The organism is Cytobacillus firmus, from assembly GCF_023612095.1.
Taxonomy (GTDB): Bacteria; Bacillota; Bacilli; order Bacillales; family Cytobacillaceae; genus Cytobacillus.
This window is the reverse complement of record NZ_CP086235.1, coordinates 451,246-473,965: the sequence shown is the minus strand read 5'-3', so window position 1 is coordinate 473,965 and position 22,720 is coordinate 451,246. Positions and strand designations below refer to the sequence as shown.

General features: G+C 41.0%; 17 protein-coding genes. 4 read left to right on the top strand and 13 right to left on the bottom strand.

Annotated features, from left to right (window positions below; genetic code table 11):
• The first annotated feature begins 179 nt into the window (after window positions 1–179).
• Both LLY41_RS02450 and LLY41_RS02445 read left to right on the top strand, forming a co-directional pair.
• The gene (locus LLY41_RS02450; protein WP_304586810.1) at window positions 180–1,115 is read left to right on the top strand and encodes a DUF1672 family protein; all 936 of its coding nucleotides are present in this window, start codon (window positions 180–182) and stop codon (window positions 1,113–1,115) included.
• Window positions 1,116–1,128: 13 nt separating this feature from the next.
• Entirely contained in the window at window positions 1,129–3,237 is a 2,109-nt protein-coding gene (locus tag LLY41_RS02445; protein WP_304586809.1) for an SA1320 family protein, read from the top strand.
• 359 nt (window positions 3,238–3,596) lie between these two features.
• On the opposite strand, the gene LLY41_RS02440 is transcribed toward LLY41_RS02445, so the two are convergent.
• From LLY41_RS02440 to LLY41_RS02395, 11 genes are all read right to left on the bottom strand, one after another.
• A complete protein-coding gene (locus LLY41_RS02440; RefSeq protein WP_304586808.1) occupies window positions 3,597–4,094 on the bottom strand; it encodes a hypothetical protein in 498 nt (165 codons plus the stop codon).
• A gap of 432 nt (window positions 4,095–4,526) precedes the next feature.
• On the bottom strand, window positions 4,527–4,847 hold the full coding sequence (locus tag LLY41_RS02435) for a hypothetical protein (RefSeq protein ID WP_304586807.1): 321 nt from the start codon (window positions 4,845–4,847) through the stop codon (window positions 4,527–4,529).
• A gap of 150 nt (window positions 4,848–4,997) precedes the next feature.
• Complete coding sequence (locus tag LLY41_RS02430; protein ID WP_304586806.1) at window positions 4,998–6,644, bottom strand: glycoside hydrolase family 13 protein; 1,647 nt, start codon at window positions 6,642–6,644, stop codon at window positions 4,998–5,000.
• 36 nt (window positions 6,645–6,680) lie between these two features.
• Window positions 6,681–7,949 (bottom strand): FAD-dependent oxidoreductase, encoded by a 1,269-nt coding sequence (locus tag LLY41_RS02425; protein WP_304586805.1) that lies wholly within the window; start codon window positions 7,947–7,949, stop codon window positions 6,681–6,683.
• A gap of 12 nt (window positions 7,950–7,961) precedes the next feature.
• Complete coding sequence (locus tag LLY41_RS02420; RefSeq protein WP_286137188.1) at window positions 7,962–8,795, bottom strand: carbohydrate ABC transporter permease; 834 nt, start codon at window positions 8,793–8,795, stop codon at window positions 7,962–7,964.
• A gap of 12 nt (window positions 8,796–8,807) precedes the next feature.
• Window positions 8,808–9,731 carry a carbohydrate ABC transporter permease gene (locus LLY41_RS02415; protein ID WP_197217751.1) on the bottom strand — a complete coding sequence of 308 codons (924 nt, stop codon included), beginning with the start codon at window positions 9,729–9,731 and terminating at the stop codon, window positions 8,808–8,810.
• A 53-nt stretch (window positions 9,732–9,784) separates the two neighbouring features.
• Window positions 9,785–11,053: an ABC transporter substrate-binding protein gene (locus LLY41_RS02410; protein ID WP_304586804.1), complete on the bottom strand. Its 1,269-nt coding sequence runs from the start codon at window positions 11,051–11,053 to the stop codon at window positions 9,785–9,787.
• 26 nt (window positions 11,054–11,079) lie between these two features.
• Window positions 11,080–12,105 carry a LacI family DNA-binding transcriptional regulator gene (locus LLY41_RS02405; protein WP_179288961.1) on the bottom strand — a complete coding sequence of 342 codons (1,026 nt, stop codon included), beginning with the start codon at window positions 12,103–12,105 and terminating at the stop codon, window positions 11,080–11,082.
• 241 nt (window positions 12,106–12,346) lie between these two features.
• Window positions 12,347–13,870, bottom strand: a complete 1,524-nt coding sequence (locus LLY41_RS02400) for a bifunctional metallophosphatase/5'-nucleotidase (RefSeq protein WP_370460197.1) — start codon at window positions 13,868–13,870, stop codon at window positions 12,347–12,349.
• Between the two features lie 19 nt (window positions 13,871–13,889).
• Window positions 13,890–14,327, bottom strand: a complete 438-nt coding sequence (locus LLY41_RS22370) for a metallophosphoesterase (RefSeq protein WP_370460196.1) — start codon at window positions 14,325–14,327, stop codon at window positions 13,890–13,892.
• Window positions 14,328–14,397: 70 nt separating this feature from the next.
• Complete coding sequence (locus tag LLY41_RS02395) at window positions 14,398–17,178, bottom strand: DUF8508 domain-containing protein (protein WP_304586803.1); 2,781 nt, start codon at window positions 17,176–17,178, stop codon at window positions 14,398–14,400.
• 309 nt (window positions 17,179–17,487) lie between these two features.
• Here LLY41_RS02395 and LLY41_RS02390 point away from each other — a divergent pair, with 309 nt between their 5' ends.
• A complete protein-coding gene (locus LLY41_RS02390; protein WP_304586802.1) occupies window positions 17,488–19,599 on the top strand; it encodes a putative bifunctional diguanylate cyclase/phosphodiesterase in 2,112 nt (703 codons plus the stop codon).
• A gap of 403 nt (window positions 19,600–20,002) precedes the next feature.
• Here LLY41_RS02390 and LLY41_RS02385 read toward each other — a convergent pair whose 3' ends face one another.
• Window positions 20,003–20,569 (bottom strand): LysM peptidoglycan-binding domain-containing protein, encoded by a 567-nt coding sequence (locus tag LLY41_RS02385; protein ID WP_304586801.1) that lies wholly within the window; start codon window positions 20,567–20,569, stop codon window positions 20,003–20,005.
• Window positions 20,570–20,767: 198 nt separating this feature from the next.
• Complete coding sequence (locus LLY41_RS02380; protein WP_304586800.1) at window positions 20,768–21,385, bottom strand: cell wall hydrolase; 618 nt, start codon at window positions 21,383–21,385, stop codon at window positions 20,768–20,770.
• Between the two features lie 528 nt (window positions 21,386–21,913).
• Between LLY41_RS02380 and LLY41_RS02375 the strand changes: the two genes are divergently transcribed.
• Window positions 21,914–22,627: a hypothetical protein gene (locus tag LLY41_RS02375; RefSeq protein ID WP_304586799.1), complete on the top strand. Its 714-nt coding sequence runs from the start codon at window positions 21,914–21,916 to the stop codon at window positions 22,625–22,627.
• The last annotated feature ends 93 nt before the right edge of the window (window positions 22,628–22,720 follow it).

The following is a 22,720-nucleotide window of genomic DNA, read 5'->3' as shown; positions in this document are numbered from 1 at the left end:
TAGCGGGCATGGGACTGCAACTATTTATCTATTTTCTCACTTACACCAACCTGACTTTCTCCCTATTTTTACCTAAAAAGTGTAATTTTCCACGTTTAAACTGTAAAATTATAACTCTATCCGCTAAAATAGGGGATATAACTTTGAAAGCACATTCCTTTAGGGAGGACATGTAAATAATGCACAATAAAACAAAAATCTTACTCTGCAGTGTTGGAATATCATTAATGCTTGGAGGATGTTCTGGTATGAATAGTACGAATAACAATCAAGACACTGAAAAAACGAAAGAAACACAGGCTGCCCCTTCTGAAGAAACTAAGATTAGCGTTCAGGATTATACAGGTGAAGGCTATGCCTTACCATACGGAAGAGTGACAGATGAAATTGCTGAAAAAAATCTTGCTCAGATCGAGGAAGCTGCCATCAGCTTCTTCAAAGAAAATTATAAGACAGACGTAACAGTGCATAATGTGGTGGGTGCTAAGGATGGAGCCACTGTGTTTGTAGAATCAAAAGGTGAACCGCATTTCTATACCTATGCTGTAGTACCAATAGATGAACTGGAAAAGAAAGTAATGACGGAAAAGATATGGGCGGACGAATTCCAGGTGAAGAATGCCATTAAAGGCGGTTTGTATAACATGATCTTCAAAGAAGAATTCAATCAACTCGATAACTACTTTGATTCACTTGCAGCAGAAGGTAAAATAACTGGCAGAACGAAGGAATCCATTCAAAATGTTGGTGGACATGGTTTCTCAACTCCTTATTATTTTATTTCAATGAGAAGCAAAGAGGCAGCTATCCAACCTGTATATGACCTTTTCATGAAAAATCCTGATGAAAGTACGGAAAACCTCAGGAAGGCTTTTGAAGAAAATTCATTCTCGGCCAAATACCTTTTCATTAATATTCAATTATTTATGGCAGATAAAAATGCAAATCCAGATAAAAAGTTATTTGATAAAATCATAAAAGACCTTGAAGAAATGACTTCAATTCCTAGAGGTTCTTATAGTTTTGTCTTAAATGATAATTTTATTGATAAGCAAAGCTCCAGCGGAATGGGAGATAATTCACTGGACTTACTGAAAGATATTATCAAAGAATAAAGCAGGTGAATAAATGAATACACTTAATGGTTCACCAAATAAGAATATATCCATAAACAATGATAAAGATTTGGTTGAGCTAGCTGGCTACCATGCCTATACCTATCCCCAAAGGGGGGATATTCTAACAGTAAATGGAATAGATTATCAGGTTCGCCACGAAAACTATAAAGATCCAACAGGGCTTGATGCAATGACAATTATGAATATGGATACAGAAGAAATATCCATCATCTATGTAGGAACGGATGCAAGCGGTAAATATGGAAAAATGGATATTCTAACAGATGCACAGCTTTTAAGTGACCTGACTCCAGCTCAGCTGGCAGCAGCCAGAAACTACTATTACGAAATGAACAATGAATATAAAGAGGTTGGCGGCGTCCAATCGATTGCAGGAAATTCACTTGGAGGCGGTCTGGTCGGTGCTGTCGCCATTGAAAATCCAGAGGTTAAAGCCGTTACACTTAACCCTGCCCTCCTTCCTGATGGAATGATGGACCCTGATAAAACGTATGACAACATCACAAACTACTTCAGCAGCTACGATGTGCTCACTCAGACTTTGATTGCATTGGATCTGCATGGCAGGATTCCAGGCAAACAGTATGAGATCTTTAATGGGATTCCGGGATTATCAAAGATTGGTACAAACCACACAGGTTATCTGAGAGAAGAAGATGGCCGCCAATATTATGTTATCGGAGAAGTCGGCAAGCCAGGCTACGGCAAAATCTATGTAGATGCAGATGCCCATATCGTATCCAGCATCTGGACAGGAGTACCGCTGTATGGCGGGCACTCCGACCGCATCGAGATTAACAAGGAGAACCTGGATCTTCTGGCCTCCTCCCTGCAAAACCATGTGATGGAAAGATTGAATCTTGCTCATGAGTACCTCGGCAATTCGGTTGCCATAGTAGACGATGAAGCCAGCCGTTATTATGAACGGCTCAGCCGCCTGCAAAAGATTTTCGAGGATATGTTTGAAAATCTGATCAGCGAGCCGCTGTTTATGGGGATTACTTCGATCAGCAATCGATTAACGGCCGAAATTGATCATTTGGTTTCTTTGTTAAATGTGGCGGAAAGTCATGCTAAATCACTGAACTATATACTGAATTCCCCGCCTGCTGAGCTGCTTGAACATATTTTCCGCACGAACGTCAGTGTGGAAGGCATCTTTAACGAAATCCGCGGTTTTTTGTATGATTTGAAAGCAGATGTTCAGGATCTTTCCAAAAGCCTTATCCGGATCATCTCCAACAAAATTCCGGAGCTTTTTGAGGGCGGAAAAGAACTCTGGTATGATGCTGTAGTCAGTGAGTTAAAAGCCCATTATGGGATCGTGAACAATAACAGGGATAGACTGCTTTCTCATATTAGTGAATACCAGAAACAAGTTCAGGATACTGCTGCTAATTTTCATGACCGGGACTTTTCCCTGGGACAGTCGATTAGAAGCAAATCCACCCATTCTAATTCTATATCCGTTCAGGGAACGAACACGTATAAGCTGGAAGATTCCCCTTATATGGAGCTTAGGATGAAGATTAAGGAATTCCAGATGGATACGTCTTATTCTGCTTTCACTGCATCAACCCAGGCACTTCTCATGCCTATATTGCATAAGGGCTGGGTGATTACCCTGAACATTGAAAATGCACTTGAACTCCTGTCGAGCACTATCAAAGGCGCAACCAAATTCGCCTTGGACTACACCATCCCCGGCAAGTTATTCGGCCTGTTTTCGGACTTTGACGATAAAATCCGAAACAGCGTCAACAACGCGCTGGCGCCTTTGGACGAATTTGCCGGCACGATTGAAGGCATCCGAAAAGGATTAGACCGATTAATGGCGGAGTACCCTACTCTATTGGAGAATTTCAGGCCTTATGTCGAGACAGCCATATTCAATAACAGCGGTTACTATAATGTCCACCTCTATAACCTTGCATCCATTGCTATTTTAAGAGAAATGGAAATGCTGTTTGATGATGTGGTGTATCAGTTGGGACATCATAAAGCTGAATCGATTGAGGCATTGTGCGAGGTTTCGAAAAAAGTGAAGGGTAATATGGGGATACTGTATGAACAGGTGGACCGCGGGACGATAAATTAACCCCGGGACATGGGGACAGGTTCCTTGTCCCACAATTAGAAATAACAAAACCGAGCTGAGTGGCAGTTCGGTTTTCCTTTTATATAGGGATCAATTTGCGATATTTCATAGTCTATTTGTAAATATGATTAATCTATTTGCAAGTTTCCGGCTTCTATTTGCAACCGCATTGTTTATTTGCAGGTTTCCAGTGGCTATTTGCAATTTCAATTACTCTATTTGCAGGTTTCCGGCCCCTATTTGCAAATTTAATTGTTTATTTGCAGATTCAATAATTCTATTTGCAAATTCACCAAACCGCCAAAAGCCTGCTTTTAAGCAGACGCTGTTCCGTGTCCCATACAGAAACCTGGATTGAATTATTCCGCTTTTTCCATATATTCCTTCAACAGCTGTCTAAAAACCTCATTCAATTCCTTATTTTTCTGCTCCTTCAGCCATTCCACCTGGTTAATGGGCAGGTTTAATTTAAGTGTGATTTTTTCATTCGGCATCTCTACTTTTCGGATATCTTCCAGGGTAATGCCAGCTTCAATATCGGGAAAATCCGGAGCATCCTCTCTAATTCTTAAGACCCCTTCATATGACTCTTCTGGATCTATTTCGCAAAATAAGCTCAGCCGGGGCAGCTTCCCTGGCACAGCCTTTAGAAACATAAAGGAGCTTATCTGCCTGCCGTCCTCCAATTCAACTTCTGTGATCAGACTGTCCCTGTCCTGATATTTTCTTAGAGTAACTTCGCTAACAATCATGTCTACTTCCAGCGTATTTCCGGATGACGATTCAAAAATATAGATGGCACTGTTAAACACATATATTTCTTCTCCATCGAGATTTAATGACCTTATAGCAGACATCTTTGTTCCTCCCATATTTCATAAAAGCTGCATTCACTATGGCATTGTCTTAGCAAAATTTAATAAAGAGCATATCTGCTGAGTCTAATTTCCACATTTGCTGTAAATCTATAAATATAATGTAACATACGAATACGCAACCCACTATATATACGTTCCCCTTAAATGTTATAAAATTCGGAGCAAGGCTTTGCAAAGAAAATTCAGGAGTAACTCCGAGAACTAGGGGCATGGCTCTCTTCCGGCAGTCATTTTAAATATTTTTTAAACAAAGAAAAACACTCTAGATGCTGGCATCTACAGTGCTTTACCTTATGTTTGAAATTTTTAGTGGGGTGTTTAGCAAGAGAGCAATAACCAAAGAAGAGAAAAAGGGGAAAATATAGACTTTGGTGTGTAACTAATCTTTTAATTACATTTTGAATTTTTATTTTAAAGGAGCTGTCTTTTAATATTGCCAATATCTCTTTCATTTCTTGCGGTTTTCTCCCATATAAAATCCTGGTCTCTTTCAAGGATTTTAAAGTGCTCTAAGATCTCTTTATGGCGCTGATCACTTTTAGTTTCCAGCTTCTGCAGATCTTTTTTCATCTCTTGCTGTTCTATTTTCATTTCTAGTTGTTCTATTTTCATCTCTTGCTGTTCTTTTTTCATTTCCTGCTGTTCTTTTTTCATTTCCTGCATATCAGATTGAAGACTGCCAACCATTTTTATTAATTGGGCAAGCATACTTTCCATTTTGGCTTCGTTCATTGTTCACACCTCCTCTTTTATAGTATATAACAAATTTCCTAAGATAAATGTGACAATTTCAGGTGAACATGGGGACGGTTTAACCGTCCTCATGCTTTCCAGCTTACTAGGAAGAATAACTTATACTATGCAAGAGGTTCATTCATCATTTCACCGCTTGTTCAAAATTCTATAAATCCTTGCTTCATAAGGCCGCATAACTAGCAACTCTGCAGAATCTCCTTCTGGAATTTCAGCATAATTCCCAAGCAGAAGTTCTTTCCCGGTACCCTGTGCAATATCCGGTAATTTGACCTCATTTGTTCTATCACTATGATTAAGGACTATCAGCCATGTAACTTCCCCTAAAGACCGGGTATAGATATACAATTCTTCCTGGCCATCAGAGAGATCTGCATAATCACCGTAAACCATGACTTCATTTTCTTTCCGCAATGCAATCAGCTTTTTATAATAATGGAAGACAGAATCCTGAGTTTCAAGCTCCCTTTTTACATTGATCTCTTTGTAATTCGGGTTTACTTTTATCCATGGCATACCGCTTGTGAAACCGGCGTTTTCGCTGTCATCCCACTGTACAGGTGTTCGTGAGTTGTCTCTGCTTAGAGGCTGCAGATCTTTAAGGACCTGAACAGGATCTTCTCCCCGTCCAACCAGCTCATTGTACTTATTTTTCATAGCGATATCGCGGTAGTCTGAGATATCTTCGAAACATACACCGGTCATTCCTATTTCTTCTCCTTGAAAAATATAGGGAGTTCCCGGCATGGTATGAACTAGCGTACCGAGTAATTTAGCCGATTCTGCCCGGTATTCACCATCATTTCCATATCTGGTCACCTGCCGGGTATGATCGTGGTTATTTAAAAACTGCGAGTTCCAGCCTTTCCCCTTTAAGCCCTCATACCACTGCTTCTGAATTTCCTTGTATCGAAGCATATCCCAGGATGGCATATCATCAGCCACCTGAAAATGGAATAAGGTATGAAGTTCATTTCGATCTTCCCCAACGTATAATAAGCCATCTTCAGGGGTGACAAATGGGATTTCCCCCACAGTCATAATGTCATAATGCTTAAGGACTTCACGGTTCATTTCCTGCAGGTATTCATGTATGCCCGGATTATTACCTAAGTAGGAGAGGTCATACGGGTTAGCCGCATCTCTATAGTCTTTCTGTTTTGCCAGCAGATTAATAACATCCATACGGAATCCGTCTATTCCTTTATCAAGCCAAAAACGCATGATTCTGTAGATTTCTTCGCGCACTTTGCGATTTTCCCAGTTCAGGTCAGGCTGTTCTGCAGCAAAAGAATGGAAGTAATATTGACCCGTTTTCTTATCCCATGTCCAGGGTGAGGGGGCAAAGTAGGAGCGCCAATTGTTTGGCTCTTTTCCATCTTTAGCATCTTTCCAGATATACCAGTCTCTTTTTGGGTTATCCTTCGAAGACCTGGACTCCAGAAACCATGGATGCTGATCAGACGTATGATTAACGACTAAGTCCATTATTATTTTCATACCAAGGTTATGAACTTCTGTGATTAGCCGCTCGACAGTTTGCATATCCCCTGCCTTTTCCATTACCCCATAATAATCCGAAATATCATACCCATTATCTTTGTCAGGAGATTGATACATAGGATTCAGCCAGATGACGTCTGCCCCAAGATCTTTAATGTAATGCAGCTTTAACAGAAGGCCTTCCAGATCGCCGATCCCGTCTCCATTGGAGTCGTAGAAACTTCTCCAATACACCTGATAGACCACCGTTTCTTTCCACCATGTTTTTTTCATGACTTTTTCCCGCCTTCACACATCCTGACAAATAAGTCAGTTTGATGAAATTCTTTCCCGGATAAAACAATTCTCTTTTAATAGATTTCTTCTTAACTCATCCGCATTAAGTGCTTTAGGATGGATGCCCTTCTCGACAGACAGTGCTGCGGCCATGCCTGCTGCCTGGCCCATTGCATAGCATGTCGGCTGAATACGGAGGGAGGAATGTGCTTCATGTGTAGAAGAAATGCATCTCCCCGCTACCAGAAGGTTATCGAAATCCTTTGGAAGCAGGCAGCGGTAAGGAATGTCATACCATTGACCCTTCGGCAGAATCACCTTCTCAGTCCCGGCCCCTGTTGGATTATGAATATCAATCATATAGGAGCAGGAAGCAATAGCATCATCAAACTTTCGGCATTCCAGTACGTCCTCAGCAGTTAAAACATATTCACCCATAATCCGGCGTGATTCGCGAATGCCAATTTGCGGACCTGTCGTAACCAGGTAAGAGTTTTCAAACCCTTCCACGTTTTCCTGCATATATTCAACAATCTCTTTGACTTGCTTTCTGCCTTCGATTTCAGCTCTCGTTAAATCATCCACATCCAGGGCATCCACGTTGACGATGCGGGTCATATTAATCATGACCTCTCCTTCACGGGGCATCTTAAAAAATAATACCCTTCCCTGTGGAAGCCTTTCATCTTCAACTGCATACTCACAAGCTTTTTTCCGGTTTGTGACTCCGCCCATTTTGAACATAATGCTTGCAGGCTGACACTGGCCATCAGACTCACGTCCAATCTTGAATTCCGCTCCTGCTCTCGCTGCCAGGTCACCATCCCCTGTACAATCAATGAATGTTTTTGCTTTTAACAGCTGGCGTCCTGATTTGCTTTCAATAATTAACCCTGAAATCAGAGTCCCCTCTGTCACCGCATCCACCACAAAAGAATGGAATTGAAGCCGGACCCCGCTTTCGAGAGCCATTTCATTCAGTACATATTTATAAACTTCAGGATCAAAGGACCAGGCATGCCCTCCTCCTCCAAATGCTCCCGCCTCCTTCAGACGATCAATCATTTCCTGAAAGATGCCTTTCACCAGCTGGGTTTTCCCTGAAGAAAAACTCATAAACGGATTTACAAGTGCAGCGGAGCCCATTCCTCCTAAAAACCCGTTGCGTTCAAGCAGGATGGTATCTGCTCCCTGCCTTGCTGATGCAATGGCAGCCGCAATCCCGGCAGGGCCGCCGCCAGCTACAATCACATCTGCCTGTTTTGAAATCTCTATATTTTTTACCTGAGTATACATTTCCATCTCCAATTCCTCCTATCCCTTTACCCCTGATGATGCGATTCCTTCTACTAAATAACGCTGAAAAACAATAAAGATTAAAGCAATCGGAATCATGGATAAGGCAGATGCCGCCATTAAAAGATTCCATTTCACCTCATACTGTCCCTGGAACTGAGTTAAGGCGACTTGAAGCGTCATCATATCCGGTGAATCCAGCATAATTAATGGCCATAAAAATTCATTCCAGGCTCCAAGAAACGTTAAGATTCCCAAGGTGACCAGTGCCGGTTTTGTTAAAGGCAAAATAATCTGCCAGAAAATCCGGAATTCCGAGCATCCGTCAATTCGGGCTGCTTCCATCAGCTCAGTTGGAATGGTGCTCATAAACTGCCTCATCAGGAAAACCCCATAAGCGTTTGCCACCAGTGGCAGGATAACAGACCAATAAGAATTTAATAAACCGATTTTTGACATCATCAGAAAGATCGGAATCATAATGACTTGCATGGGAATCATCATCGTTCCCAGGAATAACAGAAAGAGCAGTTTCTTTCCCATAAAGTTAAATTTCGCAAACGTGTAGCCCGCCAAAGAACAGATAAATAAGGTAATGACTGTTGTTAATACCGATATAATCGACGTGTTAATAAAATATTGAGTGAAGTCTCCCGAGTTCCATGCTGCTATAAAATTCCCCCAATTTGCATCCTTGGGCAGGAATGTAGGAGGACTTGTAAAGATTTCATTATTGGGCTTCAAAGCACTTGAAATCATCCAGACAAATGGAACAAGCATCCCAATTGAACCTAATATCAAAAATGCATATAAAGGTATTCGCTTTAACATTTCTCTGCTTTTATTGCTCATAGAAGGTCCCTCCTAGAATTCACTGTCGGATTTAAACACTCTCATTTGAACCAGCGTTAAAATAAATAGAATGATAAAGAATACATATGCTGCCGCAGATGCATACCCCATATCAAATCGCTGGAATGCCTCCTGATAAATATAATGAACAAGAACCATTGTGCTCGTGCCAGGTCCGCCGCCTGTTATGACATACGCCAGATCAAATATTTTAAATGAACCGATTAACGTAATGATGAGTACAAATAGTGTTGTAGGCTTCAGGAGCTGTACGGTAATATGCCAAAACTTCTGCCAGGAATTAGCGCCATCGATCTCGGCAGCTTCATATACACTGCTCGGAATGGCCTGTAAACCGGCAAGAAATAACAGCAGGTTGCTCCCCAGTCCTTTCCAGATACTTACGATAATCAGGACAATCATGGCCTGATCTGAATCAATCAACATGTTCTGAAGAGGCAAGCCAAGCTTTTCTAATACATAGTTGATAAATCCGTAGCTTGGACTGAACATCCATTGCCACACCAATCCGACGACAACCATGGAAAGAACGACCGGGAAGAAAAAGGCAGCCCGGTAAAATCCTAAACCCCTTATCTTCTGATTCAAAAGCACCGCAATAAATAAAGCAATGGCCACCTTTAAAGGAACAGAAAGAGAGAAGATTAGAGTGTTCTTAATCGAAATCCAGAAAAGCGGATCTTTGAATAGACGCACATAGTTTTCAACGCCTACAAATTCGGGCGTTCCAATCATTCCCCATTGGTGGAAGCTCATAAAGAAAGCAAATAAAACCGGGAAGAATAAAAATAGGGAGAAAATAAGAAGAACAGGTGACATAAATCCAATCGGAGTTAATTTTTGTTTCCATTTATATCGTTTTGCCGCCAGATGATTGCGTCCCTCTTTCACTTCTATTGACTTGACCAAATCCATGTAATATCACCCCTGGAATTAGAAAGGAGGGGATGCTGCCCCTCCATCCTTCATTATTTTTTTAGCACCGAATTGTTTATTTGCTTTTCCATAGATTCAGCAGCTTCTTGCGGAGACTTTTCGCCTAAGATCACCGATTGCATTTCGCTCGTCAGAATGGATTTATAGCCTAAGTATTCAGGAATTGAAAAATCTTTGACTGCAAATTCAGGAACACTATTAATCTCGTTAATAATGGTTTGCATCCCTTCGTCAATAGCTCCATAATCCACAGATTCCTGTGCACTCGTCCGGGTAGGAACGACTCCTTCTTTTGCAGCAAACTCAGCCATTTTCTCTTCGCTAGTTAAATATTTCATCAGTTTGACTGCTTCTTTTGGATGCTTTGTCTCATTAAAGGAAACAATATTTGCCCCGCCCAGCTTCGTAGCTGTTACTTCTTTTTTCGGCAGGTATGTCACGCCATATTCAAACCCTTGAATATCTTTTTCAAATGAATTGATCAGTCCAGAGAAAGTGATAACCATTGGAAGCTGTCCCTGCTTGAATAGCTCATCTGATTTTTCTGACCCGATAAAGGACTCTTTGGAAGCCAGACCTTTATCAAATAATGATTTGAAAAATTCGATGGACTCAATGGAGGAATCAGAATTGATTCCGGCAGATTTTTGGTCTTCACTTAAGACAGTTCCCTTATTTTGATAAAGGAATGGCAGGAATTGTGATACATCACTTCCTGTGCTGACACCATATTTTAAGTTGTTGGCACTTTTTACTTTTTCCGCAGCTGCAGCGAATTCTTCCCAGTTCCATGTCGTTTCAATAGATTCAGGTACTTTCACGCCAGCTTTTTCAAAAAGATCTTTATTATAGAAAACGGCAATGCTGTCTGTAAAATGAGGAACCCCCACTACTTTATCTCCATTCTTTACACTTACAAGAGCAGAAGGGAGAAAATCATCCTTCTCATCCTTAAGATCGCCTGAAACATCCAGAAGCAGATCCATATTGGCATATCGCTGAGTTGCAAGTACTGGAGTGTATAATAAGTCAGGTGTTCTGCCTCCAGCAATCATTGTTTCGATTTTTTCAAAGAATTGATCTAAAGGTATCTTTTCAACATTTACTTTAATGTCGGGATTTTCTTTTTCAAATTCCTTAATTTGTTCTACAAGAGTCGGGCTGTCATTATTAAGGATGAAGCGGAGTTCGACTTTTCCATCTTCACCGCCCCCGGTCTCAGATCCACCGCAAGCGCTTACAAACAGGGATAAAATAAGGACGAATGCGAACAACAAAGACATTTTACTTTTTCTTAACATCTTAATCCTCCTCAAAAAATATGAATTTATAATTTTTTACAAGAACTATTTTTCATAAAGTGAAGATCGATAAAATTGGCCTTAGGCGTTTCATTTCCTTCCAGTAAAGAAATGGCCATCTTAGCTGCCTCTTTTCCCAGCTCTACCTTAGGGATTCGGATAGTGGAAAGCTCCAGCCCAATAAAGTCATTAAACTGTTCATTCAGCTCCTGGTTATCATCAAATCCAATAACAGAGATATCTTCCGGAATCTGAAGGCCTGCTTCCTTAATGGCAGTTGTTGCCCCAATCGTTGCATACGTGTTGTTAATTATCACAGCTGTGGGCTTTTGCTTCAGTAATTCTTTCATGGCGTTATAGCCATCCAGTTGTGTCTGGCTTTCTTCAAACACAAGCTGAGGATTATAGACAACATGGTGCTTATACAGAGCTTCCTGGTATCCGAGCAATTTATCATAGTCAGGTTCAATGATTCTTGATTGTCCTATGAATCCGATTTTCGTATGACCCAGCTCTATTAAGTGTTCAGTTGCCATCCTTGTACCTTTCACATAATCAGGCGATATGAAATAAGGCTGGATTCCTTCAATCTCCCTCTTTCCAATAAAGACATAAGGAAACCCTTTTTCATGTACATTCCTGATATCATGCTGATTAATCTTTACCCCCATGAATATCACACCGTCAACAAAGCTCGAATGAGTAATCCGGTCACTGTAGGATTGATCTTCACGATTTGCAAAAACCAGCAGATCATACCCTAATTCAGATGCACCCTTCTGAACACCGTTAATAATTTCATTGTAAAAAGCCGGGTGGACACCTTTTTCGGTGTATACGACAAGCCCAAGGATGTTCGTTTTTTTCCTTGCAAGACTTCTGGCAATTAAATTGGGCTGATAATTAAGCTCTTTTATTGCCTTTAATACTTTCTGCCTGGTTTTCTCTGAAACACTTCCGCTATTATTGATGACTCTGGATACGGTCATGTTAGAGACTCCGGCAGCTTTTGCGACTTCTATTAAATTTGAACTTCGAGTCACCAGCATCATCCTTCTTACTCTTTTCAAAAATGTTAACGTTAACATTTTTGTGTTAAAAAAAATACTTTTGAATGAAATATTATGTTAGCGTTAACATAATAATAGACTTTTCGAAAATGACTGTCAATATGAAATTTACGCTTTTTATTTATTACCTTTCCCACTTGGTTTAACAGAGTATTGAACCCCAATACAACAGTAAAATACCGGCCACAAAGGGCCGGCGTCTAATAAACTTTCAAATTACTGCTTATTTAATAGTAAGCTTTTTAATATTCTCTGCTCCTCGAAGCTCCACTAAATCACTTTTCTCAATAATGACTTCTTTCACTTCTGCACCGCTAAAGTCTACGATGATTGGCTCTTTCTTTGGTGTTACACGAACACTCACATTCTTAAGGCCATCCCCCTGCAATACAGCAGAATTTTTGAGCCAGATGCCATTTTTGATTTCTGCGGATTTTTCTACATTAATAAAGGAAACTTTGTTCACTACCAATTTCTTCTTTTTATCATCAGTAAGATTATATTTCTTTTCAAAATCAAGCTCTGTTACTGGAGGAAGGCTGTCAACGTCTATGATACGGCCTTCCACCGCCGGTTTGATGGTGCCCAGGCTGGATAGGTGATCCGCGAAGTTTTCCCAATCGGAAAGTCCAAGATCTGTTACTCTGCCCTCCTGGTAAGCTTTTGCGAAGACTGTATATCCATCTCCGCCTTTAGCTGTAAAAGCATTTGTAGCGATTGTGTAGGTTTGATTGTCCTGGATTTCAGTGTAAGTGCCCTGTTCATTTTTATATTCAATCGAAACAATCCGCTCACCGGCAGGTTTAGTCGAATCGAATTTTACTTTTGCACCTGACACGTGCAGGAAGCCGCCATTTTCTGCAGGATATAGTCCTACGCTGATTTCAAAGGCCTCTTTTAATTCAGCTCCCGTTACCTCCATAGTGGCTAATGTATTGCCAAATGGAAGAACCGTGATTACTTCGCCAACAGTGATTGGCCCTGCGTCAATACCTGCACGAATGCCGCCTCCATTTTGGAGTGCCATGATGACATTGCTGTCATACTGCTTTGCTTTTGCGAGCATGCCGTCTGTAATCAGGTTTCCTAGAGCTGTTTCATTTTTCCGTACACTTGGCTCTGTGCTGTCTCCGCTTATACGCGGATTCTCAAGGGCAGCCAGCGTTTCTGCTCCGATTTCCGTGTTCTTTAGTTCCTCTATCTGGGAGGAGTACTTTTCAAGCAGCGCTGCAGCCTCAGGATCCTCTGCTTTATCCGCTACTTTAATAAGCTGGCCTGCATGCCCAGTTACTTTTCCTGTCTCGTCAAATTGTACATCCAGCGTTCCGAGATAATTATTGTACTGGCCGGCTTGTACTATAACCGTAGGATCCTTTGCCGCTCCTGTTTCGTCTGCTGCCACAACCACCGGGGCATTTAATTGCGTATGGCTGTGTCCGCCCACAATCACATCAATTCCATCTACTTGAGCAGCCAGGTTTAAGTCATTATCCACATTCGGGTTATCATCATAGCCAATATGTGTTACAGCCACGATTTTATTAATACCCATGCCCTCGAAAGTTTTTACTGCTTTTTCTGCTTCTTCAAGATAATCCTCGAATGTTACCTTACCCGGACTGGAAATGCTGGCTGTTTCAGCTGTAGTTAATCCAAAGAATCCTACCTTTTCACCGTTAATTTCTTTGATGATGCCGTTATATATTTTTCCATCAGCAGGTTCACTCGATATAAGATCACTGAACAATCCCTGCAGGTTTGCATCCTCAGAAAAGTTTTACGTTTGAACTGACGAATGAGAATTGTGCACCTTTTACAAAGTCAGCCAGTGCTTTATGTCCTTCCGCACTTGAACCCAAATCGAACTCATGATTTCCGAAGGTCATAATGTCATAGCCCATGAGATTCATAAATTCAAGGTCAGCCTGTCCAAGGAATTTATTAAAATATAAAGTTCCGGAAAAAACATCTCCTGCATCCACCAGCAGGGCATCCGGCTTTGCTTCTCTTACTTCCTTTACCGCCGTCACTTTCTTTGCGGCGCTGTCCATATTGGCATGTGTGTCATTGGTATGCATTAACGAAAGCGTGAAATCTGAAGCTGAAGTCTCATTTGCTGAAACCAGGCCTGCCGGAGCGGCTGCCGAGATGGTTAATGCTGCTGTTAAGGCTACTGTAGATAATACTTTAATAGGTAATTTCATAAAAAATGCTCCTTTCAATTGTTGTTCAAAGAGATTGAAAGCCGGAGCTGCTGCACTCCGGCTTCAATTGTTATGCCGCTCCTTCTTCCTCATAAGGAGGGTCCATTACTTCCCCATCAGAATCTTTGAAAATAATATGAGATGGATCAGCCTTTTTCCCAAGTGTCCATTTCTGCACATTTTCAGCGCCGCGGATTTCCACGACTTTGTCACTTTCGATCATCACTTCTTTAATTTCTGATCCTGTTAGATCCACAACTGCCCCTTTGTTGGCGGAGCTGATGACCACTCTTGTTTTTTTCAGGCCTTCGCCTTTAACTGTCGCTGATTTCTTCAGCCATAATCCTTGCGAAAGGCTGGAGGTGCCATCCATCACAACTAATGCATTATGTGGCCCTACTACGAATTTCTTCGCATGGTAGTTTACCAGATTGAAAACATGATCATATTTAGGCTCTTCCGGTTTTACTGCCGGTTTTAAGCTTGTCTGAATCAGGACAGGGTCATGGTCACTTGCGCGGCCGTGCTCTTCCATGAAGCCTGAGTTGATGTGAAGAATATCAACTTCTGTTTTCTTTGCCAGATTATTGGATACTAAAATATGATCGAGCACCTGAGCATTTCCCTGGTACGTATAGGTGTATCGCTCTTCTGCCGGAACTTTTTCAATCATATTAGTCAGTTCTTCGCCCTTTAGTGCCTGTAAAGGATTGGAGAACTCAAAATCGTTAAAGTCGCCAAGCAGGACGATGTTGGCATCAGGGTCTTCCGCTTTGATATCCTTTACAAATCCGTTCACAACGTTAGCGATTTTCATGCGCTGGATTTCACTGCTTAAGACTGGCGGCTGCTCTTTTCCGAATAATGGAAGATCTCCGCCTTTCGAGTTAAAATGGTTCGCTACAACAATAACGCTTTCGCCCTGGAATTCGAACTGGGCTGCCAATGCTTTGCGGCTATCTTCAAAGGCTTCGTTTGTTGGATCAATACGCCCTGGGTTTAGCGTCAGTTTGCCGTTTTCAAAATCAACTGCATCTGTCGCAGAGCCTTTTTCACCTTGAGTTAAAGTTACCCGTTCAGCGTTGTAAAGGAAGCCGACACGGATATTTCCTCCCGGCTGGCCGCCATCCTGTTTATCTTCCGGTGCGATATCTGTGTAGGTGTAGGCCGGTCCGCCAAGCTCTTTAATTTTTTCAATTAACAATGCTGCACTTTGATCTGCTGCTGTGGTGCCGCTATCAGTTGGTCCGTCGTTATCCTGAACTTCTGTCAGGCCAATGATATCCGGCTGTTTCATTTTATCTGTGATCGCTTCTGCTAATCTCGTAACCTTTTCCGCATCCGTTTTGGTTGAGAAGTTTTCAACATTATAGGAGGCTATGGTTAATTTGTCTTCTTCTGATGTAATGCTGGTTTCTTCTCTTACTGCAGAGCCTTCAACGAATTCAGGCAATGCGTCTGCATCACTCAACACTTTATAGTTACTGAAGCCGTAGCTGACAACACCCTGGATGCTGCCTTTGAAGCTGTCACCCATTTTGGCAACAAAATCTTCATCGTTAATATCAAGCGTGATTCGCTCCGGGTTAAAATCGTTTTCTGAAATCCGCAGTCCGCCTGCCGCTGTGTTTGTATCCACATCTCCAGGAATAACTACAAGCTCACCGTATTTTTGCGGGGCAACTACTTTAGCGTTGTCCACTTGAACCAGCATGCCTTCCAGGCTTTCGTAAAAATCGATCCCATCCTGCTCTGGATCAAATTCTTTGAGTTCATCATTATCAATAATTTCAGTCGGAAGATTTTCTTTGTTAATAACGACCGGAGAAGGAAGTTCCTGACCGGAAGCAATGATCTCAATCGATGCTGCATTGATTTCTGTTACTGGAAGATCTGTTTTCAGCTTGTCTGAATAGCCATCAAGCACCCACTCTTTCACCTGGCCTGAAACGGATACCACATCCCCTGCAGATAGACCGTGGCCCTTTTTATAAACGAGGATACCTTCAGATGTATTTTCATCATTGTCAGGCTGCTGATCCTGCATGTAGAAATTGCTGCTGTCCACTACCTTAGTGACAATTCCTTCAACATTTGAAACCTGCTGGTTCGCATATTGGGAATAGTGTCCTGCACCTTGAATATCATGAATGCGCTTATCTTCCAGTCCAATCATGTACTGAAATACAGACAATTTGCTGCCTGTTAAGCCATCTTTGACAGCTATCGCTTTAATCGTTGTCTCTTCATTAATAATGATCGGATCGGAATATACTGTGCTTTCAGCAGTCGGTTCTGATCCATCAACTGTATAATGGATTACTGCACCATCAGTGGAGGTCGATAGTTCAACTGCTGTTCCAGCTTTAACAGGACCCGCCTCAGGGGAAGCTATAACCGCTGAAACCTGTGGTGTGCCAGTATCTTCTACAAATGTGTATGCTGTTGGGCTTTTTAAACCCGGCACTGTAAAGTACGCTTCAAGAGAGCCTGTAATTTGGACCTTTTTCCCGAGGTGATCCGGGTTGTCCTTTAAATTCAGTTCTGTCCTGATAGAATTATTAGGCAATTGAACCGGCAGTATTTTACTGGGGTCTGTTTCACTTGGGGAATCGGCAATGGCTAAATTTGTATATACGTCAAATGGGCCGGTATGGGTATATTTCGGCCCATTTGCGGTCGTTCCCACAATATATCCTTCAACCGTTGCTGTTCCATTATTATCCGCAATCGCTTCTGCCACAGACTTTACTTCTTGTGCACTTGCCACGGCAAAGGGACTGAATAGACTAAGAATAAATGCAAAAATACTCATAAAGCTAATGAACTTTATGCGCTGCTTCTCTATCATGTAATCCTCTCCTATATCCATATTTTAAAGCGTTTACACACACTACCACTCTAGTAAATCACTCTTCTTTTTAGCGTACAATCTGATATTTGTAAAAATTGAGTAAATAGGTAAAAATGAGAAAATAATCATGTATCATAATGAGGAATAAGACCTTCAAAAGAGAGTATTACCACTCTTTTTGGACTAGAAATATTTTTCAGACAAATCTCAATAAATAAACTTTTGTTGTTATAATTGTAAATATTGGGTAATCATAGTACCCTTTCACTAAGAATATTACGAACTCCGAAAAAAAGGAGAAGATATATGAAAATCAGGAAGAGGAAAAGTTCAGGTCTCTTTTCTATCGTTCCTTCAAAAAATCACGGCAATACTCAGCAAGAGAACATAGATTCCTTTAAAGCCATCTACAATGATTATTCCGACGCCGCTTTTTTAATAGAGAAAGAGGGAAAAATAATCTATGGCAATGAAGCTTCTCAGATTTTGTTCGGATATATGGAAGATAGAAAAGAGCCATTTACCAACTACTTCATTCATAGTGACAGGGATTCAATTAAAATGTGTTTCCAGCGAACCATTATGGAAGGAAAAGCACAGCGGGGCAGCTTTTTTGGCATTCAAGCAGGTCAAATTGCAGATATTCAGGCCACCTTCACCCCCGCCTTCAATGGAAGTAATATTTCAGGAGCCTATCTGACTCTTCATGTTCCTGAACAGCAGACAGCCTTATTAGAATTTCATAATGATGAACTCCAGCGTGAATTGTCAGAGCTTAAAGAGCGAAAAAAGAAGATCCTAGAAAGCATTGACGCGGGAATATGGGCTTTCGATATAGGCGCGCAAAGATTTACAGTTTGTTCTGAAGGCATCCGGAAAATAACAGGCAGAGAAAATGCCGACTTCCTGACAGGTAAAGTGACTTGGAAAGACCTTGTATTCAAACAGGACCTTGAAAAATATGAATTGAGCCAGTCACTGCTTTCAGAAGGAAAACAGATACGGCATGAATACCGCATTACCCTTCCAGATGGCTCTCTGAAGTGGGTGAGTGATCAAACAATTCCAACACTGGATGAGCATCAGAATTTAATCCGCCTTAATGGAATTATTACGGATATTAACGATCATAAAATTTTGCTGCACAAGGTTCAGCATATAAGCTATCACGATTCACTGACGAACCTTCCGCTGAGAAGGCTGGCAGAGAAGGAAATCCAAAGACTTTTATTGAAAAGCGAAAAATTCGCCATTTTTTATATAGGTATTGACCGTTTTAAATATATCAATGATATTCTCGGACATACACTTGCGGATGAGGTGCTCATCCAAGTGGCAATCCGGTTTAGGTACTTTCAGGAAAAAGGCTGCTTTGTTTCCCGAATTGCCGGTGATGAATTCATGATCATTTATCCGATTCATTCAAAAGATGGATCCCTTCAAGGTGCAGAAGAAATACTAAGCAAACTAAGCAAGCCTTTTCGAATCGATTCGTACGAAATTCCACTCCAGGCTTCCATTGGAATCAGTACGTTCCCTGAAGATGGAGATACCCATATTGATTTGATCAAAAATGCGCATGCCGCTCTGCATCGGGGCAAGGAAGCCGGTGGACGCAGCATTCAAGTTTATACAAAAAATAATGATCAGAAAACGAAAAGAGTATTTGAAATTGAAAGCGGACTGCAGAAGGCTTTAAATAAAGAAGAATTCATTCTGCATTATCAGCCTAAAATGGATATTCAAAGCGGCAGAATGATTGGCGCCGAGGCCCTCATCCGCTGGCAGCACCCCGAGCTCGGACTCTTGCCACCAGGGGAATTTATTTCTATTGCTGAAAAAACGGGGCTAATTCTGGATATCGGCGACTGGGTCCTCAAACAAGCATGCGTCCAGCTGAAATTATGGATGAATGAAGGCCTTCCAGTTGTGCCAATTTCCATTAACATCTCACCACAGCGCTTTTTGAAATATGACTTGGTCAACTATATTACGCGCACATTGGAAATTCTTCAAATTCCGCCTGCCCTGCTTGAGCTGGAAATCACCGAAACACATTTTCTCTATAATGAAGAAAGAGTCAATTCCATTATCCAGGAGCTAAGAAAGCTTGGAATCCGGATTGCACTCGATGACTTTGGTACAGGGTTTTCGTCCTTAACACATATAAAAGACTTCCAGATTGATACTCTTAAAATAGATCGATCCTTTATAAAAGAGATTGAAACAAATAAAAACCATGCCATCCTTGTCGAATCCCTTATTTTCTTATCCGAACGGCTTGGAATCGACGTCATTGCAGAGGGAGTCGAAACACAAAACCAGCTCGAGTTCCTTAAGCGCACGCAATGCCAGTATGTGCAGGGGTTTATATTCAGCAAACCGCTGCCTGTTGAGGATTTTGTTCGTTATCTTTAATAGAGTGCCCATTCCTGATAGGGATGGGTTTTTGCTTTTAGCGCGGGGATAGGGGTTCTATTTGCAGGTTTGCTGGATCTATTTGCAGAAGTTCGGTGTCTATTTGCAGGATGTTGGTTTTATTTGCATATTTGCTGGTCTATTTGCAGGTTCGCTGATTCTATTTGCGGCGTTCACAATTAACCTAGAATTCTCCCTTACAAAAAGAGAGTCTCCCACACAGTTTTGCAATTTTGCTGGATCTATTTGCAGACGTTCGGTGTCTATTTGCAGGATTTTTGACTCTATTTGCAAATTTGCTGGTCTATTTCAGGTTCCTCATTCTATTTGCAGCGTTCACCTATTAAGAAAGCAATCTCCCAAACAAAAAAAGAACCTCCGCTCGGGAGATTCTCTCATTTTATTATTTATATACTTTGATTGTCACTGTCTTGCTGCCCCATTGAAGGGCACGCTGTTTGTTCGGGATGAATACGTCAATTTTATTTCCTCTTACGGAAGATCCTTTATCTCCCGCAATCGCTTCCCCATATCCTGGAACGTAAACTTTAGAGCCTAATGGGATGACTTTCGGATCGACTGAAATAACCTTGGCATTCGGGTTCTTTTTCAGATTAATTCCTGTATAGGTAATGCCGCTGCAGCCCTTGCAGCTGGCAGTATAGGCAGTCGCTTTCACTTTAATTTCTTTATAAGCTTTCTTTGATGCAGCCTTTACAGCTGTCTTTTTAAGTGCTGCAGCTTTCGCTGAAGCTCCGGTAACTTTAAGCACTTGCTTTGGTTTAATTGTATCTGAAGATAATTTATTCCATGATTTGATTTGCTTTACGGTAACGTTATGTTTTTTAGAGATGGCCCAAAGCGTATCTCCCTTTTTTACTGTATGCGTATTTCCTGCGGCTGAAGTGACATTGGAAAATCCAAACGATAGAAAAACAGCTGTGATTAGATAGATTACTAATTTCTTCATGATATCTCCTTTATGTCCCTTGATAGGAACATATTAACATCAATAGATAACAGAAAGATGTCAGTAAAACTCTATTTCCGTTACAAATTAAGATGATTTTAATATATTTGTAATAAAAATTACCAGATTTGCATTCGGATTTTCCTGCAGAACCAAATAAGACACCTTTTCCCGCTTGTACAGGTAAGGTGCCCCAATTTAATAGGCAAAATTGTGACTGCCGATTTGTTTAATGACTGTTCTAGTAAATATCCATTGATCCGAAGCGGTATAAGGATTGTAATAATAGACGGCACCGCCGGTAGGGTCCCATCCATCAAAGGCATCTCTTACTGCCTGATAAGCTGTAGCATCAGGCTGCAGCCAGTACTGCCCATCATTCACAGCTGTAATGGCATTCTTTTGGAAAATCACATTGGAGAATGTATCAGGAAATTCATTCGACTCCATGCGATTGAGAATGACAGCGGCAACTGCCACTTGGCCTTCATAGCTTTCCCCGCGCGCTTCCCCATAAACGACATGAGCCAGCATGTCCACATTTCGAAGCATTTCTGCCGTGTTAACTCCCACTATGCCATCAGCGGCTAAACCGAAGTCATACTGAAAGTTTCTTACTGCATTCTCTGTTACCGTTCCATAATACCCTGTATGGTCTGTATTAAAATAACCAAGCTTTTGTAATGCTGATTGAATATATGTAACTTCCGGGCCTGCTGAGCCACTCTTTAAAACAGCTGCCTCTGCTTTCGGCTGGCTGAAGCTCAGCACAAATACCATTGCGACAGCGGCTGTAATCCATTTTATGTATTTCATTTGGACACTCCTCTTTATGTATTATGCTGGTGCTTCGAGCTAGACTTCCCTCCTTTAAATAAGATAATAATCACCTTTTCTAGTTTCCCTATAAACCCGTTTGAAAACTCGGTCAAATGGTTTAATTTCTCTTACGGGACAATTTATGTCCTTCGTTTAGGGATTTTGCCACGGATTCCTTCAGATTCTTCCTAACAGTGAACACCCTTACCAGGCTAACAGTTCCTACTACCAAGCTTGTAGTGGGCTTTCACAATTAAGTTTTAGCCCAATGCCAGGCGCACACAAAAAGTTGGGTACCTCTTGGATACCCAAACTCTCTTCTTTTTGCCGAAAAGTTTAATCTATTCATTATGTCCCCGAATACTATATATTCACCATGTTTTTGCATGCTTGTGTATCGGAACGAGAATATGATTCATTGAAAAATGGTTATTTGTCATAAGAAACCAACATTAACATAGTATCACTGCACGCATTTATATGGTTAAGTGTGATTGTAATTAAATTATCAGGAAGGTGATCCAAATGCGGGGTAGTATCAATTCTTATGAAAAGAAGGTAAGATCTCAGAATGGGGAAGATGGAATCATTGAAGAGCTATTTTTACGAATAGGGACAACAAATAAATATTTTGTGGAAATTGGCGTACAAGATGGATCAGAATGCAACACCGCCTATCTATCCTTATTCAATAATTGGTCAGGTCTTATGATCGAAGGGCATGAAGAAAATTATAAAAGGTTAAAGGCTAACTTTTCCAACCATAAGTTTGTAAAAACAGTACATCAATTTGTGACGAAAGATAATATTTCATCAATATTCAAACATAATTATGTTCCTGCAGAATTTGACTTATTGTCGATTGATATCGATGGTAACGATTACTGGGCTTGGAATGCTTTGATAGAATATAAACCACGAATAGTAGTCATAGAATATAATGCATCTTATCCTCCGCCTCAAAAAATGGTGATACCATATAATCCAAATTTTGTTTGGGATGGAACATCTTATTATGGAGCCAGTTTAACTTCTCTTTCGGAACTTGCAAAGAAATTAGGGTATGCTTTATTAGGAACTGATTTGAGGGGAGTCAATGCGTTTTTTATTCGTAAGGATTTGGTTGCCCTTTCCGGATTCCAAGAATTAACTCCGGAACAAGGATATCATCTTCCTACTTATAACAACGGCCCCCTGGGAGGACATCCATGGAGAGATGGCCCTATATTAGAAATATAATAGGGGCTTTACCAAAACATGTTCTTAAATGCGGAAAACTTCTAGATTACTAATTTGTTGGAAGAAACCTTCTTTATGTTAAGTATTTGAAAT

What these genes read in the sequence shown, in the direction of transcription:
- LLY41_RS02450 (WP_304586810.1), top strand. Translation starts at nt 180, where the DNA reads ATGCACAATAAAACAAAAATCTTACTCTGCAGTGTTGGAATATCATTA.
- LLY41_RS02445 (WP_304586809.1), top strand. Translation starts at nt 1,129, where the DNA reads ATGAATACACTTAATGGTTCACCAAATAAGAATATATCCATAAACAAT.
- LLY41_RS02440 (WP_304586808.1), bottom strand. Translation starts at nt 4,094, where the DNA reads ATGTCTGCTATAAGGTCATTAAATCTCGATGGAGAAGAAATATATGTG.
- LLY41_RS02435 (WP_304586807.1), bottom strand. Translation starts at nt 4,847, where the DNA reads ATGAACGAAGCCAAAATGGAAAGTATGCTTGCCCAATTAATAAAAATG.
- LLY41_RS02430 (WP_304586806.1), bottom strand. Translation starts at nt 6,644, where the DNA reads ATGAAAAAAACATGGTGGAAAGAAACGGTGGTCTATCAGGTGTATTGG.
- LLY41_RS02425 (WP_304586805.1), bottom strand. Translation starts at nt 7,949, where the DNA reads ATGGAAATGTATACTCAGGTAAAAAATATAGAGATTTCAAAACAGGCA.
- LLY41_RS02420 (WP_286137188.1), bottom strand. Translation starts at nt 8,795, where the DNA reads ATGAGCAATAAAAGCAGAGAAATGTTAAAGCGAATACCTTTATATGCA.
- LLY41_RS02415 (WP_197217751.1), bottom strand. Translation starts at nt 9,731, where the DNA reads ATGGATTTGGTCAAGTCAATAGAAGTGAAAGAGGGACGCAATCATCTG.
- LLY41_RS02410 (WP_304586804.1), bottom strand. Translation starts at nt 11,053, where the DNA reads ATGTTAAGAAAAAGTAAAATGTCTTTGTTGTTCGCATTCGTCCTTATT.
- LLY41_RS02405 (WP_179288961.1), bottom strand. Translation starts at nt 12,105, where the DNA reads ATGATGCTGGTGACTCGAAGTTCAAATTTAATAGAAGTCGCAAAAGCT.
- LLY41_RS22370 (WP_370460196.1), bottom strand. Translation starts at nt 14,327, where the DNA reads ATGAAATTACCTATTAAAGTATTATCTACAGTAGCCTTAACAGCAGCA.
- LLY41_RS02395 (WP_304586803.1), bottom strand. Translation starts at nt 17,178, where the DNA reads ATGATAGAGAAGCAGCGCATAAAGTTCATTAGCTTTATGAGTATTTTT.
- LLY41_RS02390 (WP_304586802.1), top strand. Translation starts at nt 17,488, where the DNA reads ATGAAAATCAGGAAGAGGAAAAGTTCAGGTCTCTTTTCTATCGTTCCT.
- LLY41_RS02385 (WP_304586801.1), bottom strand. Translation starts at nt 20,569, where the DNA reads ATGAAGAAATTAGTAATCTATCTAATCACAGCTGTTTTTCTATCGTTT.
- LLY41_RS02380 (WP_304586800.1), bottom strand. Translation starts at nt 21,385, where the DNA reads ATGAAATACATAAAATGGATTACAGCCGCTGTCGCAATGGTATTTGTG.
- LLY41_RS02375 (WP_304586799.1), top strand. Translation starts at nt 21,914, where the DNA reads ATGCGGGGTAGTATCAATTCTTATGAAAAGAAGGTAAGATCTCAGAAT.